Below are 16,708 nucleotides of genomic sequence, written 5' to 3'. Positions count from 1 at the left end.
TGCAACGTTTTGTGCCGTTTCGTCCTGCGTGGCTTGATCGACTTATGACGGCCACGGAAGGACGAATGGTTCGCATCGATTCACATTGCTTAGGGGATATGGCTCTGAACCGTGTGGTTCTGAATCATATGGCTTGACGCAGGATCGCCAATCAAGGTTCACGTCAAGTGCATTGATGGCATCGTCGCCGTCCACGATTAGTGGCGGTTTGATCCTCAATCTGACTGTGATGTGTGGGTATGTCGCGACTCGGCAGGCTTTGCCTCCTTGAGATAATGCCAACCGATTTCCGCGGCTGCGAGCTGGGCCTTGCGTTTGCTGGTGCCCGTCGCTGTGCCGATAACCTGTTCCTCGTTCGGTTTCGTGTTTTTGCCGGATTTTTCGATGACCACGTTTGCGGTGAAGACCTGCGCATACTCCGGGCCTCCAACGGACATGCGATAATACGGTTCCTTGAACCCCTTCTCATGGGCGAGCACGGTCAAGGAGGTCTTCCAGTCGAGCGCCGGCCCTTCAGTGGCTACCTCCCGCAGTTCATCGTCCACAAGCCGGTGCACCACGTGCCGGGCCTCGTCGATACCGTGCTCAACGAACGTCGCTCCGATCAACGATTCCACGATGTCGCACAGAATCGAACTCTTCTCGGCACCGCCGGAGTCCGCCTCACCACGTCCAAGCAAGATATACGGCCCCACTTTGAGCTTCTCCCGTGCAATGGCGGAAAGCGACTCTTCGGAGACCGCCTTCGCGCGCATCTTCGCCAGCTGTCCTTCGTTCATATCGGGATGGTCACGGTAGAGTGTTTCGGTCGATACCAGTTCCAGCACCGCATCGCCTAGAAACTCCAGACGTTCGTAGTTCGGCGCGTTGTTGTGCTCATGTGAGAACGAGCGGTGTGTGAGCGCCTGGATGAGCAGATCCGGCGAAAGCGTGGTGCCGAGACGTTCCAGCAGCTCGGCCTGCGGGGTGGGCGTGGCCTCGCCGTCAGTCTGCCGCGCGTCGTCCCTCGACTCAATCCGATTGGTGTCCGTCTTGCTCATCATGCTCCTTTTGTCATATTGCGTGCTTGCCGTCATTTGAACCTGCCGGTGCGACTGTGAAATTCGTTTCGTGGCCGCACCGATTCCCGATAGCATAAAACTATGTAATCAAGGATGCTGGAATTCCGCCATTTTGTATATCTGTCGCTGTGTGCCTGTTACTGTACGTGTGTCGCTGACGCATATCTGTCGAAATTGGTTACGGAATAAGAAATAAGTCTGTTTTCATCGAAAAGGACCCCGCCACCCGTCGATGGCAGGGTCCTTCACGGACTTGCGTCTTACTTGCTCAGCGTGTTGCTGACAGCCTCGCGATAGGTGCGGCCACGGTAGGAACCGCAGTTCGGGCAGGCCATGTGCGGCAATGCGGGCGCACCGCAATTCGGGCAGCTGATCGTCCTGACCGCGCTGGCCTTCCAGTTGGAGCGGCGCGAATGCGTGTTGGCGCGCGAAGTCTTGTACTTGGGCAATGCCATGATATTCCTCTATTTCGTTCGAACGGCTTTAAGCTTAAGCGGACTCAAGTCTAGCCTAAGTCCCGTACAAGCGGAAGCGCCGATCAGTTTTGTTTGCGTTCCAGTTGTTCTTTGAGTTCGGCCAACGCGGCGAAACGGTCGTCGATCACTTCGTGATGATGATCCGGATCATCGTTGAGATTCGCGCCGCACTGAGGACACAAACCCTTGCAGTCCGGGCGGCACAACACCTGTAGCGGCAGTCCCTCCGCCATGGTGTCACGCAGCAGCGCCTCGATGTCGATGAAAGCTCCGCCCTCAACGAAAGGATAGATGTCTTCCGACTCATCCTCGTCTGCGAAGATTTCCGTCTCCTCGTCCTTCATGCGGTCGGCCGAGTTCCCTCGTACCTTATGCTTGCCGGTCTTACCGTCGTCAATTTCGTCGCCCCGCGTCGCGGCGATGGTGAAATCGTATGGGAAAAAGGCCGTGAATGGCATGTCCCAGGTGCGGTTGACCGGGCCAAGGCATCGAGTGCACTCGGCGTGCACTGGAGCCTTCATGGTTCCCGTGAACACCAGTCCGTCGGTGATTGAGTCGATTGAGCCGTTTACAGGCACCTCGTCACCCTGGTTCACTCCCACCACTTCGTCGCCGATGCCGCTCGGAGCCGGAAATGTGCGGTTCACGCTGTCGCTCTGGCCGGGGCGTGTCGATACCTGCCCCACGGCAATCGCCCACCGGGAATCTTCGGGTCTGGCCATGCTGTCCTTCTTTCAAATGCTCGGATCTGTATGTACGGTAGACCCCGGGCGGAACAGACTGTTCGCCCTGGTCTTTTCAGTGCTTGTCTTTTTTGCTCGGTGACGTGCCGTCCGTCTGGCCGGTCTGCCGTCCCTCGACCTGGGCAAGCTGCTGCGCGGCGGCTTTCTGACGTTCGTCGATCACGTCGATGCCGTTCTTCACATCGCGGCCGTAGGCGGTCAATTGTTCGCTGAGCGTCTTCATCACCTGCGCACAGTAGGTGTTGGCACCCTGCGTGAGTTTGAGGGCGTTGGCTTGCGCTTCGTCCGTGATCTTACGGGCTTTCTGTCGAGCCAGGTCGGTGACCCGCTCCTGGCTTGCCAGGAACTGCGCCTGCTCTTGCGCCTCTGCGATGATCTGCACCTGCTGGCTTTTCGCGTTGGCGACGATGGAGTCGGCCTCGGCCTGTGCGTTGTCGAGCCGCCGCTCGGCCTCCCGCATCAGTGATGAGGCGCGTTCGAGCTGGACCGGCAGCATCGTCTTCAAATCATCAAGCTGTTCCAAGAGCTGCTGGCGATCAAGTCGCACGGTTCCGGGGCTCAGAAAGCCGGACTTGGCTTGATTGACGGATTCGGTCAGTTGATCGATCAGGTCGTAGACCGTGGTGAACTCGTCGCGGCTGGCGTTTGATGCACGTTCGAATTCGTCATGGTTGCCGGCCCTCTGAGCATTGTCGTCTTCATCGGAATCGCCATACCTGTCGTGGGTGTGTTCTTCAAGGTCCGGCAGATCGGTTGGTTTGAACAGCGGTACCGGCTTCGCTTTGGCTTCGGCGTCGGAACCCGCGTTGCCATGGGCTTCGGAGGCGTCGCTTGTATTGTATTGCGGGATCGGATCGCCCATAGAGTCCGACCCATCGGCGCGACGGCTCTCAAAGTTGTTGTCGCCGCTGTAGGCGTCATCGCCTGGTTGCCGTGAACTGATTGCCGTCTGATTGGTTTCGTCGGCCGTTCCGGCATCGACCCGTGCGGCTATTGCATCCACCGGTACGACGCTCGAAAAGGTGTCGTCGTTGTCGTCGGCCTGAGTGGGCCGCTTGTCGGGTGCCGCCGTCGCGTCGAAGTTCGCGTTTTCTTCCATATTATTGGCTCTTTTCCTTCTTGAGTGCTTCGTCGAGCATGCCGACCACGCAGTCGGGCACCATGCCGGTGACGTCGCCGCCGTGGCGTGCCACATCCTTGACGATGGTGCTGGAGATGTGCTCGAGCAGCGGATCGGCCGGTAGGAACATCGTTTCGACGCCTGAGAGTTTGCGGTTCACGAGAGCCATGCCGAGCTCGGCCTCATAGTCGCCGTTCTGGCGTAATCCCTTCACGATCACCGTGGCGCCGACTCTGGTGCAGTAGTCCGTGATCAGCCCGCCGGTCGAGGCGACCTTGACGTTCGGATAGCCGTCCTTCGCCAGAGCGCGACGAATCACGTCCACGCGTGTTCGCTCCGAAAACATCGGTGTTTTGGTGGCGTTTACGGCCACCACCACGTGCACCTCGCTGAAGATGCGCGCACTGCGCTCGATCACGTCCAAATGCCCGGCCGTGATGGGGTCGTACGAACCGGGGCACACTGCTATAGTCATGCTTCAAGACTACCGCCTGACGCTGATTTTTCCACACAGGCATCTCGGCGGCCGTTCGCGTCCCGCATCCCCTCGGTCCGCCGCCCTCTACACGGGTTTTGACGAATACGAAAGCATGGAATTCGGTGGGTTTTGTGCTCCCGTTCCATATCGCGTGTTCGTGCGTGGGCGGTGTAACGGATAAACAGGAAGGAGGTCCTGTCATCATGGGATCTCACAACAACAATAAAAAGCCCGGAGGCCTTGGGCTCCGCTGGCTCGCGGGCGCGATGTTGCTCGCATCGTGCCCAAGGTGGATCCGGTCCCGTGTGCGACGATTCTGACGGGTTGCAGCCACCGACAATTCGCTTGATGCAGGCGTGCCGGTGGCGGCGAGGTCCGGCAATGTCCGGAAGAAGAGACGGCTCCGGTCGGAGCCAGGGTCATCCGCTCGTTGCCGACAACGTCGCTGGCGTTTTCGTTGGCGGCTTCATCGGGCCACGTGTGCTCGTCGGGCCTGGTGCCGGTGCCGGTTTGCGGGCCGAACGTGGCCTTGCATCGTCACTCGTGCAAAACTTATGGTGTCGGCTTGCGGCTGCAAGGAAGGTAGCATACCGCACCGAATAAGGCGTTGCACGTAATCATTCGGCGAGGATCTGCGCTCTACACTCCTTGACGTTTCCGTTCGCGGCGTATTCGTAACCTGCGGCGGCTATGATGGTGCGCAGTGACGTGTGCTGGACGTGAGCGATAAGGAGCGGTGATGGCTGCCATGATGAATCTTGAGGACGTTGACGAATTCGGCATTGTGCGCGACATGGCGGGGTTCGAGAATCCAGCCTCGGCTCCTGACTCAGGTTCGGAGGGTGGCACGGCCGTGCTCGAGCGGCCGGAGGTCGACGAAAAGCCGGACCTGAGCGACAATGACGGCGATGCCGACCGCTTTGCTCATTACGTCTCCCGCGACCGCATGGAGCTTTCGCAGCGTACCGGCAGGCCCGTGGTGGCCTTGTGTGGCAAGGTCTGGGTGCCCAAGCATGACCCGTCGAAGTACCCGGTGTGCCCGGAGTGCAAGCGCATCTACAGCGAGATGATGCACTGACCCATGCGCACTCTGGTTCGTGCCCCCGCTTTTGTGCTAACGGCCGGGTGTCTAGTGGCGGTCGCAGCGCCGTTGCTGTTTGGTTGGCTGGTTCAGAATGCCGGATGCTTTGGAGTAGTGGGATGATCTTCTCGCTGGGTGTCATCCAGTCGAGGGTCTTGCGGGACCGGTCATTGAGTTCGCGGGCCACGGCGTCGAGGTGTTCCTCGGGGTAGACCGATAGGTCGGTGCCTTTGGGGAAGTGCCGGCGCGACAGTTCGTTGGCGTTCTTGTTGGTTCCGTGCCGCCGGGGGGGGGGCGATTGCGGCTCGCAGGAGTACGCGTCCGTGTCCGGCGCGGTCCTGATGCCGGCGTGTCGGGTCATCTGCGCGCCTTGGTCCCAGGTCGTCGATCGGCTCGGGGGTGGGGCGGGTCGTCCGTCTTCCTGATGGTCGCGTCCTGCACCTGTCCTGCGGCATGCCTTTACGGCAGGTGGAGAGGTTCGGTGAAACGAGGAGTCGCGCTTCGACTCACTTGCTAGTCCATACCAACAGCTGGGGTGGAGAGGCACGGTGTAGCGGGTCGCGCGTTCGATCAGAGTGCCTATCGCCGACCTGTTGGAAGTTCCGGATGGGTTCTAGTGGTCGATGCAACGCTGCGTGGCGATTCGACGGATGGGTGGATTTTCCCGCGGCTCTTTTTCGGCAGGGTTCACCGTTTGTGCCGAAAAAGGCCAATTAGCGCTTCCAAATGACCCTTTTTCAGCACAGCGACACCTTCCTGCCGAAAAACAGCCATTTAGACGGGCTAATTGGCCCCTTTTCGGCAGAAACGGTAAGTAATGCTGAAAAAGGGCCATAGAGACTGTGCCGCCAGAGGTGGTCGAAAGGAATTGCGGCAATCGCTAAGTTCATCAAGAAGATTGCTGGAACTCGTCGCCCGCCGTTCTGGACGTATTCGGCCTACAGCACGTCGAGAAGCGTTGGGATTGCAGGATCACCCTTCATCAGAGACTGCGCGGTGATTGGCAGCTCGGCCAGTGCCTTGGCATGGTAGTCGTGTGCGGCGGTGATGGCCTCGGGCCCTCGGTATGCCTGGTTGATTTCGCCGTGATCGACATAGTCGACCAGAAGATCGCGCCAATCCGGATCCGGCCTGTATTCCGCCAACTTGGCCTCGGAACTGGAAACGATCCGCTCGTCCGTCGCCACCCCCAACTCGTACGAACGGAAGGCGAGTTTGCGGCCGGGGGTGCTGGCCTTGTCCTTCGATTTCTTGGCCACGGGCTCCATCATTCCGGCTGCGTTTTCGCGTTCGGTGAGCTTGTAGACCATGGCGCAGGTCGGTGCGCCGGAGCCGGTGACGAGCATGGTGCCCACCCCGTAGGAATCCACGGGCGCGGAGTGCAGCGAGGCGATCGCGTACTCGTCCAGGTCGTTGGTGACGGTGATTTTCGTGTTTTTCGCGCCCAGTGCGTCGAGCTGGTTGCGTACGCGCTGTGCCAGTTGCGCCAGGTCGCCGGAGTCGATGCGAACTCCACCCAGTTGCGGCCCGGCCACTTCGACGGCGGTCTTCACGGCGGTTTCGATGTCATAGGTATCGACCAGTAGCGTGGTGTCAGGGCCGAGTGCATTGATTTGAGCTTGGAAAGCGTCGCGTTCGGAGTCGTGCAGGAGGGTGAAGCAGTGCGCGGCCGTGCCGATGGCCTTTAGCCCATAGCGTTGTGCAGCCAGTAGGGTTCGCGGTGCCTTGGAATCCTCCGACCACGGCCGCCCTGGCCGCCGAAACGGCCGACCACTCGTTGGTGCGTCGCCCGCCCATGTCCATGCAGGGCCTGTCGCCTGCGGCCGTGGCCATGCGCGAGGCCGCTGCGGCGACTGCTGAGTCATAGTTGAGGATCGACAGCAGCAACGTTTCCAGTAGCGTGCATTCGCCGAAGGTGCCTTCGACCTGCAGGACCGGCGAGTTCGGGAAGTACATTTCGCCCTCACGGTAGCCTTTGATTGATCCGCTGAAGTGAAAGTCCTCGAGCCATTTTATGGTATCTGGCCCCACGATCTTGCGGTCGGAGAGGAATTTCAGGTCTTTCTCTCGAAGCCGGAACCGCTCAAGTTCGTCGAGGATGCGGCCTGTGCCGGCCACCACCCCGTAGCGTCGGCCTGCCGGCAGGTGCCGGGTGTAGACCTCGAAGACGCACTTCCGGTTGGCGGTGCCGTCCTTCAGCGCCGCGTCCAGCATCGTGTATTCGTACATGTCGGTCATCAGTGCCGGCGAATAATTAGTCATCGTGATCCTTTTCGGTGTGGTTCGCCGCCATTTTAGAACGTTCGGTTGATTTGCGGGTCTGGGGTTTGAAAGGGGCGGCGAAACATGGTCTGAGTCCGGTGGTTGTGCGCGTCGAATGGATGGGCTGCGTGTTACGCCAAGCATGTGAGCGTGGGCCGGTGTCGAATCCCGGGCATATGACGATAACTTGTCATACAAGACTTTCGGTCCTGTATTGAACAAGAACTTACGGAAAGCGGCGATGCGGGGAGGAAGATGTCTGTGATATTTATTTGTGCCGGACGGGATGACGTGGTCGTTTTCGACACGGCCCACAGGTTATATAGGCTATGTTTGTTGTTGGTACGTCGGAATGTCGGCGTTGGGAGGTCGCTATGCGGCGGCGTGCCGTGTTGACATGGCTGGACCATTGATGGCTTGGCCGGTTCGGTTCGGGGCTTTTTCGCTTCGCGTTCCTTCTCCCTTCGACTTGCTGCGCGCATGTAGTTATGGTGATGACCGACATGAAGATGTCACAAGTTTCATCTAAAATTCGCGGCACGAGATATCGCGCCGTGTTGGGGCGCGAAGGGATGAAAATTGGAGGGAATGATGAGGTCCATGCGTAAGGCGGCGGTGGGTCTGTTGGTCGCGGCGGCTGTGGTCATGTGCCCGGTCATCGCGTCGGCCGACGATCAGGTGAACGGTGGCGGGCCTTCGGCGCAATCGGACGTGTGTGTCGAAGGACAGGGGCGTAAAACTGGTTCGTGGGGCGATGCCAGTTACGATATCGAATCCGACGGTTCCGGTGGCTGCGTCGTCAGAGTCCACGGCGGCACCGTGATGGGCCAGCCCTCGGATGCCCCATGGTTCACTTCTTATGAAAAGAAGAATCCTTTGGCCGACCATGTCACACGGATTGTGTTCCAGGACGGCATCAAGGCTCCCTCCAGTATGCAACAGCTCTTCGGTGGCTTGGAGTCCTTGAGGGGGATTGACGGGCTTGACAAAATCGACACCTCGAACGTCAATAATATGAGCGACTTGTTTGCAGATGACCCGCACTTGACCGATTTCAGCGGTCTTTTGCATTGGGACGTGTCGAACGTCGCGTACATGGATAGCATGTTTGGTTGGGATTCTGCTTTGGCTGATTTGAAGCCGCTTGCGGGGTGGGATGTGTCGAACGTCAWGAGCATGGGCTCCATGTTTGTTTGGGATTCTGCTTTGGCTGATTTGGGTCCTCTTAGGGGTTGGGATGTGTCGAACGTCATGAGCATGTACGGCATGTTTGGTTGGGATTCTGCTTTGGCTGATTTGGGTCCTCTTAGGGGTTGGGACGTGTCGAACGTCAGGGACATGAGCACTATGTTTAGGTATGATGAGAAGTTGACTGATGTCAATTTGTCTGGTTGGGACGTCTCGAACCTCGTGTACATGAACGAGATGTTCGGACAGATTGATAACCTGACTAATGTCAATTTGTCTGGTTGGAAGGGCAGTTTCCAGTGTGCGGAGGCGATGTTCTTGAGTTCTGGGAGAAGCTCTTTGACGGTTGATTTGTCGGGTTGGGATACGTCCGGTTTAATCAGCTCCACGATGTTCCCGGCAAATTTGTCGGTGTTGCGTGTGGGTCCGCTTACGAGGCTTTACGAGGGATCTTTTGTTTCTGAGCCTTCGGATGGTGGCGTGGCGGAGTCGGCCGGTTATACGGGTCGTTGGACCAGTGGTGACGGTTCGTGGGTGAGCAGTGTGGACAAGGGCAGCGACAAGGCTCAGTTGGCGGCGAAGACGCAGGAGGCCGGGTTCCGGGGCGGCACGTTCGTGTGGCAGCAGTATGCGGATGTGTCGTTCGACAAGAACGCGCCGCAGGGCGTGTCGGTGTCGGGCGACCCGTTGTCCGTGCACATGGTTGGCCCGGACGCGGCCGCGTTGAGGTTTACGGTGCCCAACTATGCTGCCAAGGATTACAAGCTCGTTGGTTGGAACACGAGGCGGACGGCACCGGGGACTCGTATCCTGCCGGGACCTCCGTCACTGGTCTGAAGCGCGGTGTGACGACCCTGTACGCGCAGTGGGCGAAGCCGTCGTCGCCGGTGGAGCCGTTGCCGGTTGAGTATCGTGTGCGGTATGTGGCGAACGAGCCGGCCGGCCTGTCGGCGACAGGCAGTGTGGCCGATGACGTGTTCCGGGTGGATCCGCCGTATAAGGGTTCGGATCTGGTGAACCGCGCGCGCAAGGTGTCGGGCAACTCCTATGTGCTTGACGGCTACCGGTTCACGGGTTGGAACACGAAGGCGGACGGCAAGGGCGTGTCGTACCGGCCGGGCGTGGAGGCATCGTTGATGCCGGGGGTGACGACCCTGTACGCGCAGTGGGCGAGGGAATCTTCGGATTCCAATAACCCGCCTTCCGGTGGTTCCGATCATAACGGTAATTTCGGCACTGACACTGGCAAGGCCGATAGCAACGGCAATGGTGTCAATATTGGCAACGGTGTCAACATCGGCAACGGTGCGGCTCCTGCATCAGTGGGTTCGTTGGCCTCTCCGCTGGGGCTGGCCTCGGCGCCGGGGATCGTTTCTGCTCCGGCGACCGGTGGGGCGCCCGCTCCGGTCCCTTCGTTGCGTGACGGTTTGGCCCAGTCGCCGCGTCCGGAGCGTCCGACGTGCATGCCGGATGATGTGGCGCGGCGTTTGGAGGCGCGTAACTCGGGCTCATCCCGGCCGGTGGCTTGGGATGGGAGCCAGTTCGCTTCGGCTGGTTCGGTGTCGCTGGCCGCGCAGTTGGATGACGAGAGTTATGTGGGGCTGCCGCGTTGCACGGTGGCGGGCAGTTCGGTGTCGTCAGGCGTGCGCGGGTTCGGTTATGGCGGTCTGGCGTGCCTGTTGGTCTTGATGCTGTTCCTGATGGTGATGCTGGCGTTGGCGTACCGGCGGCGCCGGCTGGTGTTGACGCCTCGTCACCGTGATACGGACTACGACAGGTTCATGCTGTGATATTGGTCGGGTCCGGCCATGCTTGCTGCCCGCCGGACCAGCGGTCCGGGTTCGGTGTTGAGGACATTTGAGGGGTCAGTTCTAGTGACCGTTACCAGACGACCATTGCCATCTGTTGACCGGCCTGGGATGCCGGCCGCCCCGATCCAGTGGGGGGCGCTCTTCACTGTGGGTCAGGCTGGTTCTTCAATTTCAGTTCGGTTTCACTTGCCTCGTGTCCACAAGACCATTAAGAGGTCGGATTGCTGAGCCATTTTGTCCTGAAATCGATTTCCCGAGGTTTCCGTAGACTGGGCGCAATGAAATATGCTGTGGGAATCTATCGCTTGTTGATCGCCTTTCTGTGTCTGGCCTGGACGAGCGTGGCTTGGGGCGAGCCCGATTACTGGGTGTTCTTCACGTACCAGACGAATTTCGTGCTGGGGCTTGTGATGGCGTGGGCCGGAATCGCACGTCTGATCGATGGCAAACAGCCGCCGGCATGGCTCAAGGGCGTGCTCACGCTCTACATACTGATCACCGGCATCGTAGGCGCGTTCATACTGCCCCCCGGTGACCCGGCCAAGGCCAAATACGTGTTCGGCGTCGTGACCGCTCCGGTACTGCATAAGGTGGTCCCGGTTCTGGCTTTGTTGGATTTCGTGTTGTTCGACGCGCATCGTCGCTTCAAATGGCATTACGTTTTCTCGTGGCTAATCTACTTCCCGATCTACATCGCCTTCGTGCTCATCCGTGCCGGATTGTGGCCGAACGCCGGCCCCGCGGATGATGGCAGCTCCTATCCGTATGGGTTCATCGACGTGTCCAAGATCGGCTGGCGGCAATTCGGCGTCAACATCGTCACCTATCTTGCGGCTTTCGCGGTCCTGGCATTCGTGGTTTTCCTGGTCGATCGGGCCCTGCCCAAAAAGCCGTTGCTGAAATAGCGCGCTCTTCCGGCAATCGGGAAAGCGCCGTCGGTGCGGGGTCGTTGAGGCGAAACCGGTCGCCGTCGAAACGCTCCGGCGCTTTTGTGTATGGTCCGGGGTATCCGGGCCGATAGTGCTTGGGGTCGTGTACATTGGCGGTATGGCTGAAATCAAGGATTTACTGAACGCCGATACTGTGATACGTCCCGATGGACGCGCGGTCGATGAACTGCGGCCGGTGAAAATCACCCGTCACTTCACCGACGCGCCCGAAGGCTCCGTACTCATCGAATGCGGAAACACGCGCGTGATGTGCACCGCCACCTTCGCACCCGGCGTGCCGCGCTGGCGCAAGGACTCCGGGCTTGGCTGGGTCACCGCCGAATACGCGATGCTGCCCCGCGCCACCTCCGAACGCACCCCACGCGAGTCCGTCAAGGGCAAGGTCGGCGGGCGTACGCAGGAGATTTCGCGGCTTGTGGGGCGTTGCCTGCGCGGGGTCGTGGATATGAAGGCGCTGGGCGAGAACCAGGTGCAACTCGACTGCGATGTATTGCAAGCGGACGGCGGCACACGTACGGCTTCGGTCACCGGCGCGTATGTCGCGATGGTCGATGCTCTCAACTGGGCGGAGCGCCACAAGCATATCCGTTCGGCCGCCCGCGTCATCAAGAACCAGATTTCCGCGGTCTCGGTTGGCGTGATCGACGGCACGCCGCGCCTCGATCTGCCGTACGTCGAGGACAGCCAGGCCATGACGGACATGAACGTGGCCATGACCGGGTCCGGCGAATTCATTGAGATTCAAGGTACCGCCGAGCATCGCCCGTTCACCCGTGAGGAGTTGAACGCGCTGCTCGACCTGGCGACCAAGGGCAACCGCGAGCTTCAGGCCGCGCAGAAGGCCGCGCTTGCCGAGGACTGAAACGCGATGAAGACAATGCGTCACATGGGTCTGTTCCGGTCGTGGTCCCCATCCGGGGGGGGGCGGTGATCGTCTCCAAGGTGCAGGTTTCGTCCGTCGGGTTTTGAAGTGTGGCACACTCATAGGCACTCTGATGATGGGTGCGCGTCGGGTTCGAGCAGGGGAGTAAACATGAAGATCGTCGTCGCGACGCATAACGAGGGCAAACTACCGGAGATCCGCAGGATACTCGAGGACGAACTGGCCGACGCGGCCGCTGATGTCGAGTTGGTTTCGGCCGGTTCGCTCAATTTGCCGGACCCGGTGGAGACCGGCGTCACCTTCGAGGAAAACGCGTTGCTGAAGGCCCGCGATGTCGCACGACGCACCGGTCTGCCGGCGCTTGCGGACGACAGCGGACTTATTGTGGACGTTCTCGGCGCGGCTCCTGGCATCCTTTCGGCCCGCTGGTCCGGGGTGCATGGCGACGACAAAGCGAATATGGATCTGCTGCTCGCCCAGCTGGCCGACATCCCCGATGACAAGCGTGGTGCTCGTTTTTGCTGTGCGGCCGCTCTGGTCGTCCCTGAGCGGCTGGATGCGTGCGGTGCGGATGGTGCTGGCAGCGTCACCGATAATGTGACCGGCAACGCCGCCGACGTCTCCGACGGCGGCTGTTTCGCGGATAAAGGCTTCGTGCCCACCGCCGTTGGTGCCGATGACACGAGTGTTCCCAGCGGCGTTGCCGGCCATGATGACGAAGTTCTGCGCATGCGTGAAACCGTCAGACTTGGCGAAATGCACGGCATGCTGACGCGTGAACCACGTGGTGAGCATGGATTCGGCTACGATCCCATCTTCGTACCCGATGACCAGACCGCCGAGAATGGCCCTGTCGCGGTCCGGGAGGGTGCTCAGCCCCGCACCAGTGCCGAGATGAGCGCGTCGGAGAAAAACGCCATTTCGCACCGGCACAAGGCCTTTGTCGCCCTGGCCCCGACCGTCAGAGCCCTTCTGCGCTGATTTTTCGACTTCTTAATGGTGCCGGTCCCACTATGCAGGCGCCTCGAGGCGGGTTCGTGTTGAAGCGGATTTGTCGGGGCGGGTGGAATTCCGTCATTGCGACATCGTGGGCACGACGGTTCCGTCCATAAAAAGTCTGCAAGTAAATTCGACAGAAGCACTCGCTATTAGGCGCGATACCTTCTTTAGATATGAATGATCAGGTGCGCAGCGACCATCAGCGCCGTGCCGATCACAGCCGTCATGCACAGCGTGAATCCGGCAAGTTTCGCATTGCCTAGCACCTTGTCGGTGAACATGGTCGAGAAGATGGCCGTGGGCGCCAGGCAGCATATCACCGCAGTCTCGCGCACCATCGGGTCGAACGGCAGCAGGAACCACGCCGCCAGTGCGAAGAGCAGGGCGCACGGCAGTCGCCACGCGAGCACCTCGCCCACAGCCTTGCAATCGGCCCGGCTGGCAGGCAGTTCAGTGAGCATGCCCACCATGACCATGGAGCAGAAGGCGTTCGCGCCCGAGAACGGCTGTGCCATCTGCCCTATCCATTCGGGGAAACGGAAGTCGCACAGCATCAAAGCCACCATCACCATATACGTGTCGAACGCTGGTGACGCGAGGAATCCTTTGGCGATGGTGCGTGCCAAGGCCCTGTGCTGGAGCCTCCGAGCGTCGCGGTCCTTGGGTTTGACGCGGGGAAGCGCCGAAATCGTGCCGTTCCCGGCGCCCGCACCCTGCTCGGCCAGCGTCTTGCCGGGTTCGATATGCAGCAGCATCTGCGTGAGTACGTTCGTGCCTGCGGCCACCATGATGTCGTTGCCGATGTCGAACATCGCGGCCGGAATCAGCGCCGCAGGTCCGAGGAACGCCTGCACCATCGGGAACGAGAAGCAGCCGATGTTGAATCCGCCCCCGTTGAGCATGAGGAAGGCGCGTTCCGCAATCGGCCGGTGCCGCGATGTCAGGTACATCGCCAAGGGCGGCAGCAGCGAGGCGACGAACGAGAAGACCGAGATGAGCAGAAGATTGGGTTGGTGAGGATTCGTGGCGAAAGAGTAGATGATGGCTCCCGGCAGCACGAGATCGAATTCGAGGGACTGCACCACGCGGTAGTCTTTCGGGCCGAGGATCCCGAATCGCTTGAGCAGGTATCCGGCGAGTATAATGAGCAGCAACGTCGTCGGTTGGATGATTGCGCTCATGCATCTCGCCTTTCAGTATGGTTCCTTTGAAGCGGCGCCCGTATCGGGTCGTACATTACCTAATCATAGTGCCCGCGTGGTGCAAACGGTTAAAGGTCTGCCGTGGTTCCGGGCAAGTGTCCTGTCGTTCGTCTCCTGCGGTTCCGTTTGTTGGCTGGTGTGGTGTGGTTCTGTGGCGGAACGGATTCTGGTGGCTGTGTATATCCCTTCTTCACTGGAGCAGTTCGGTTTGGTTATGAAACGGATGTGGCTGCCCATTGGTCGTTTGAGATAGGTTAGGGTTGGTCAGAGTCAGTCAGGGCTCGTCCGTGGCGGTTACGCCGACAGTGGCCAGGGGGTTAGGGGACGGTTTCGTTCGTGATAGAGTGTAGCGCTGGTAAGGAGAAATGATTTGGGGCACAGATTTGAAATCAGGCGTTGTGGCGTAGACGACGCGGCCATGCTTTCGCGGCTGAGCGTCCAGACCTATGTGGACACGTTCGATGGAACGAGCTCGGATGAGGATATGGAACGGTTCCTGTCGCGCTCCTACGATGAAAATATATTGCGTTCTGAACTAGCCAATCCGGACTCGGAGTTCTACGTCATTGAATGCAATACCGTTGATGTCGGCGCCTTTCGCAACGACGGCAACGAGCACGATGATGCCGGGAATGACGGGCATAACGGCAAGGACTCATGTGCCCGGAACGTGATCGATGCGGCCTACATGAAACTCAACTTCGGTGCCGCCCAACTTGAGGACATGGGGCCGGACGCGATGGAGATCCAGCGCCTGTATGTTCGTGCACAATACAAGGGAATTGGGTTGGGCACACGGCTGATGACGTTCGCGCTCGACCGGGCCCGGCACCGTGGCCTGAACCGTGTATGGCTTGGGGTTTGGGAGCACAATGAGCCTGCGAAGCGTTTCTACTCCGACAAGGGTTTCGTGCGCATCGGCCAGCATGACTTCTGGCAGGGAGACGACAGGCAGACGGATTTTCTTCTGGCCCGCGAAGTATAGCGACGGTGCGGATCGGCGGGCCGCCGCCGGGCGGTCCCATCCGGAATTGCTCGATGACGGCGCATGGGCGCTTACGGACCGAACCGGTTTGGCGCTTTTGAAGCCGTTGCGGCGGAGCGTCGACGGCAGCCTTGCGGCCGATGTTCTCCTAGGCCCGATTTCGGGGTCACGATGTGCCGGAAGGCCTCAACGACGTGTCCGTGATCGTTGCCGGAAGATTCATCCGGTCGCCATGCCATCCGTGATGGTGTGCGGGACGGCATCGGTGGCCGATCGTGTCGTCCTGCCGCAGCGACTTGCCGGCGCTCCGCGGTTCAGTTGCCTTTGCGCAGCTCGAAGACGATTCGTTGCGCAACCATCTCGTTGGTGACGATGTCGGTGAAGAGGTTGCCTCGCAGGGCACCTAGCAATGCCCGCGTCTTGAAGGTGCTTTTGACCAGCGCGAACCGCACCGGGGTCTGCAGTATGGTGTTCAGGTCCAGCCCGAAGGTGGTGTCGTGGTGCTGGTTGAGGAAGTTGCCGTAAATGTCGTATGGTCTGCCGTACGCCATGCCTGCCACCTGCTCTAAGTTGACCTGGGGAAAGATTCTGTCGATGTTCTTCCACCATGTCGGAATCGATTTGATCGAATCAAGGGTGCCCAGACCGCTGAATATGAGCTCCATGCGCGCTGCCATCTTGAGGGTGGCGGCTGTGGCGACTTCGCGCAGCATGCCCTCGCGCGTGGCGTCGTCCACGATGTAGAGCGGGCCCGCCAGCGTCATGTATTCGCAGGAAAAGCGTTCGGCCATGCGCTCGACCATCCGCATTGAGCCCGCCTCCGAGTGGTATTTCATGTTTTCGCCGATGAATTGGGTGAATACCACGTTTTCCAGCACACTGCTGTGCATGTCGCTGATGGCGTTATAGATCACCGATCCCCAGGTGGTGCCCACGACATGGCTGGTGCGGATGTAGGCCTCGATTTTGTGCGCCGCAAGTCTGTTTATGTTGTCGAGGTTCTGTTGCGGGTTGGAGCTGTTTTTCAGAATGTAGAGGTTTTTGATGCCGAAGAAATCACCGAGTTGTTGTTCGAGTTGTTGGTTGCGCGCTTCGGGCGATTGGATGATGAAGGTGATGATGCCCTCTTCGCGGGCCTGTTCGAGGTATTTGTTGACCAGGTAGCGGCTGAGGTGGTACTTGCTGGAGAGCTGGGCCAGGTTCAGGTCCTTTTGGTAGAAATCCTGAGAAAGGCTGGCGAGCATTTCTTGCGATACCATGTTGCCTCGTTCTCTGACGGTAGAAGGTCACGTACGGTTTTTAAAAATTAAAAACCATTTTAATAGTACTCACTAGATTCAAAAAAATTTTTTAATATTTTAAAAATAACTGTTTTTATTTTGTTATATTTCAACACACTGTTAGCCTGAAGCTGTTCAAGAAGTCTCAACGTCGAGAGCTGTTGGGAGACGCCAAACGATGCGCAAAAG

Annotated in this window: 14 protein-coding genes and 2 pseudogenes; 7 read left to right on the top strand and 9 right to left on the bottom strand. The window is 59.4% G+C overall.

Going from position 1 to position 16,708, the window contains the following annotated elements; genetic code table 11:
* Positions 1-215: 215 nt before the first annotated feature.
* From rnc to coaD, 5 genes are all read right to left on the bottom strand, one after another.
* Positions 216-1,040 (bottom strand): ribonuclease III, encoded by an 825-nt coding sequence (gene rnc, locus BBOH_RS06535; RefSeq protein ID WP_143242372.1) that lies wholly within the window; start codon positions 1,038-1,040, stop codon positions 216-218.
* A gap of 281 nt (positions 1,041-1,321) precedes the next feature.
* Positions 1,322-1,516, bottom strand: a complete 195-nt coding sequence (gene rpmF / locus BBOH_RS06530) for a 50S ribosomal protein L32 (RefSeq protein ID WP_033521618.1) — start codon at positions 1,514-1,516, stop codon at positions 1,322-1,324.
* A gap of 83 nt (positions 1,517-1,599) precedes the next feature.
* Positions 1,600-2,259, bottom strand: a complete 660-nt coding sequence (locus tag BBOH_RS06525; protein WP_033521620.1) for a YceD family protein — start codon at positions 2,257-2,259, stop codon at positions 1,600-1,602.
* 76 nt (positions 2,260-2,335) lie between these two features.
* Positions 2,336-3,379 carry an ATP synthase subunit B family protein gene (locus tag BBOH_RS06520; RefSeq protein ID WP_044098250.1) on the bottom strand — a complete coding sequence of 348 codons (1,044 nt, stop codon included), beginning with the start codon at positions 3,377-3,379 and terminating at the stop codon, positions 2,336-2,338.
* A gap of 1 nt (position 3,380) precedes the next feature.
* Positions 3,381-3,875 (bottom strand): pantetheine-phosphate adenylyltransferase, encoded by a 495-nt coding sequence (gene coaD / locus BBOH_RS06515; protein ID WP_033521621.1) that lies wholly within the window; start codon positions 3,873-3,875, stop codon positions 3,381-3,383.
* A gap of 796 nt (positions 3,876-4,671) precedes the next feature.
* Between coaD and BBOH_RS06505 the strand changes: the two genes are divergently transcribed.
* Positions 4,672-4,956: a DUF3039 domain-containing protein gene (locus BBOH_RS06505; protein ID WP_081930408.1), complete on the top strand. Its 285-nt coding sequence runs from the start codon at positions 4,672-4,674 to the stop codon at positions 4,954-4,956.
* 106 nt (positions 4,957-5,062) lie between these two features.
* Here BBOH_RS06505 and BBOH_RS09595 read toward each other — a convergent pair.
* Positions 5,063-5,347 (bottom strand): annotated as a pseudogene (locus BBOH_RS09595) (transposase); the annotation flags it as partial.
* 550 nt (positions 5,348-5,897) lie between these two features.
* Positions 5,898-7,221: pseudogene (locus tag BBOH_RS06500) on the bottom strand (nicotinate phosphoribosyltransferase).
* A gap of 588 nt (positions 7,222-7,809) precedes the next feature.
* Here BBOH_RS06500 and BBOH_RS06495 point away from each other — a divergent pair.
* The 5 genes from BBOH_RS06495 to BBOH_RS06475 all read left to right on the top strand — a co-directional run bounded on the left by BBOH_RS06495 (position 7,810) and on the right by BBOH_RS06475 (position 13,034).
* Positions 7,810-9,246, top strand: coding sequence for a BspA family leucine-rich repeat surface protein (locus BBOH_RS06495; RefSeq protein WP_081930394.1), 1,437 nt, complete (start codon positions 7,810-7,812; stop codon positions 9,244-9,246).
* Positions 9,183-10,199: an InlB B-repeat-containing protein gene (locus BBOH_RS06490; protein ID WP_044098248.1), complete on the top strand. Its 1,017-nt coding sequence runs from the start codon at positions 9,183-9,185 to the stop codon at positions 10,197-10,199. The genes BBOH_RS06495 and BBOH_RS06490 overlap by 64 nt, the downstream gene beginning before the upstream one ends.
* A 299-nt stretch (positions 10,200-10,498) precedes the next feature.
* Positions 10,499-11,125 (top strand): Pr6Pr family membrane protein, encoded by a 627-nt coding sequence (locus BBOH_RS06485; protein ID WP_033522343.1) that lies wholly within the window; start codon positions 10,499-10,501, stop codon positions 11,123-11,125.
* A gap of 142 nt (positions 11,126-11,267) precedes the next feature.
* Positions 11,268-12,032 (top strand): ribonuclease PH, encoded by a 765-nt coding sequence (gene rph, locus BBOH_RS06480; protein WP_033522397.1) that lies wholly within the window; start codon positions 11,268-11,270, stop codon positions 12,030-12,032.
* Positions 12,033-12,203: 171 nt separating this feature from the next.
* Positions 12,204-13,034 carry a non-canonical purine NTP pyrophosphatase gene (locus BBOH_RS06475; RefSeq protein ID WP_033522345.1) on the top strand — a complete coding sequence of 277 codons (831 nt, stop codon included), beginning with the start codon at positions 12,204-12,206 and terminating at the stop codon, positions 13,032-13,034.
* 185 nt (positions 13,035-13,219) lie between these two features.
* Here BBOH_RS06475 and BBOH_RS06470 read toward each other — a convergent pair whose 3' ends face one another.
* Positions 13,220-14,233, bottom strand: a complete 1,014-nt coding sequence (locus BBOH_RS06470; protein WP_033522347.1) for an AEC family transporter — start codon at positions 14,231-14,233, stop codon at positions 13,220-13,222.
* Positions 14,234-14,624: 391 nt separating this feature from the next.
* Between BBOH_RS06470 and BBOH_RS06465 the strand changes: the two genes are divergently transcribed.
* Positions 14,625-15,239, top strand: coding sequence for a GNAT family N-acetyltransferase (locus BBOH_RS06465; protein ID WP_033522349.1), 615 nt, complete (start codon positions 14,625-14,627; stop codon positions 15,237-15,239).
* A 314-nt stretch (positions 15,240-15,553) separates the two neighbouring features.
* Here BBOH_RS06465 and BBOH_RS06460 read toward each other — a convergent pair whose 3' ends face one another.
* On the bottom strand, positions 15,554-16,498 hold the full coding sequence (locus tag BBOH_RS06460; protein WP_033522351.1) for a sugar-binding transcriptional regulator: 945 nt from the start codon (positions 16,496-16,498) through the stop codon (positions 15,554-15,556).
* Positions 16,499-16,708 lie beyond the last annotated feature (210 nt).

The organism is Bifidobacterium bohemicum DSM 22767 (assembly GCF_000741525.1).
Classification (GTDB): domain Bacteria; phylum Actinomycetota; class Actinomycetes; order Actinomycetales; family Bifidobacteriaceae; genus Bifidobacterium; species Bifidobacterium bohemicum.
Note: the sequence above shows the minus strand (reverse complement) of the source record. Positions and strands in the feature narration are given on the sequence as shown.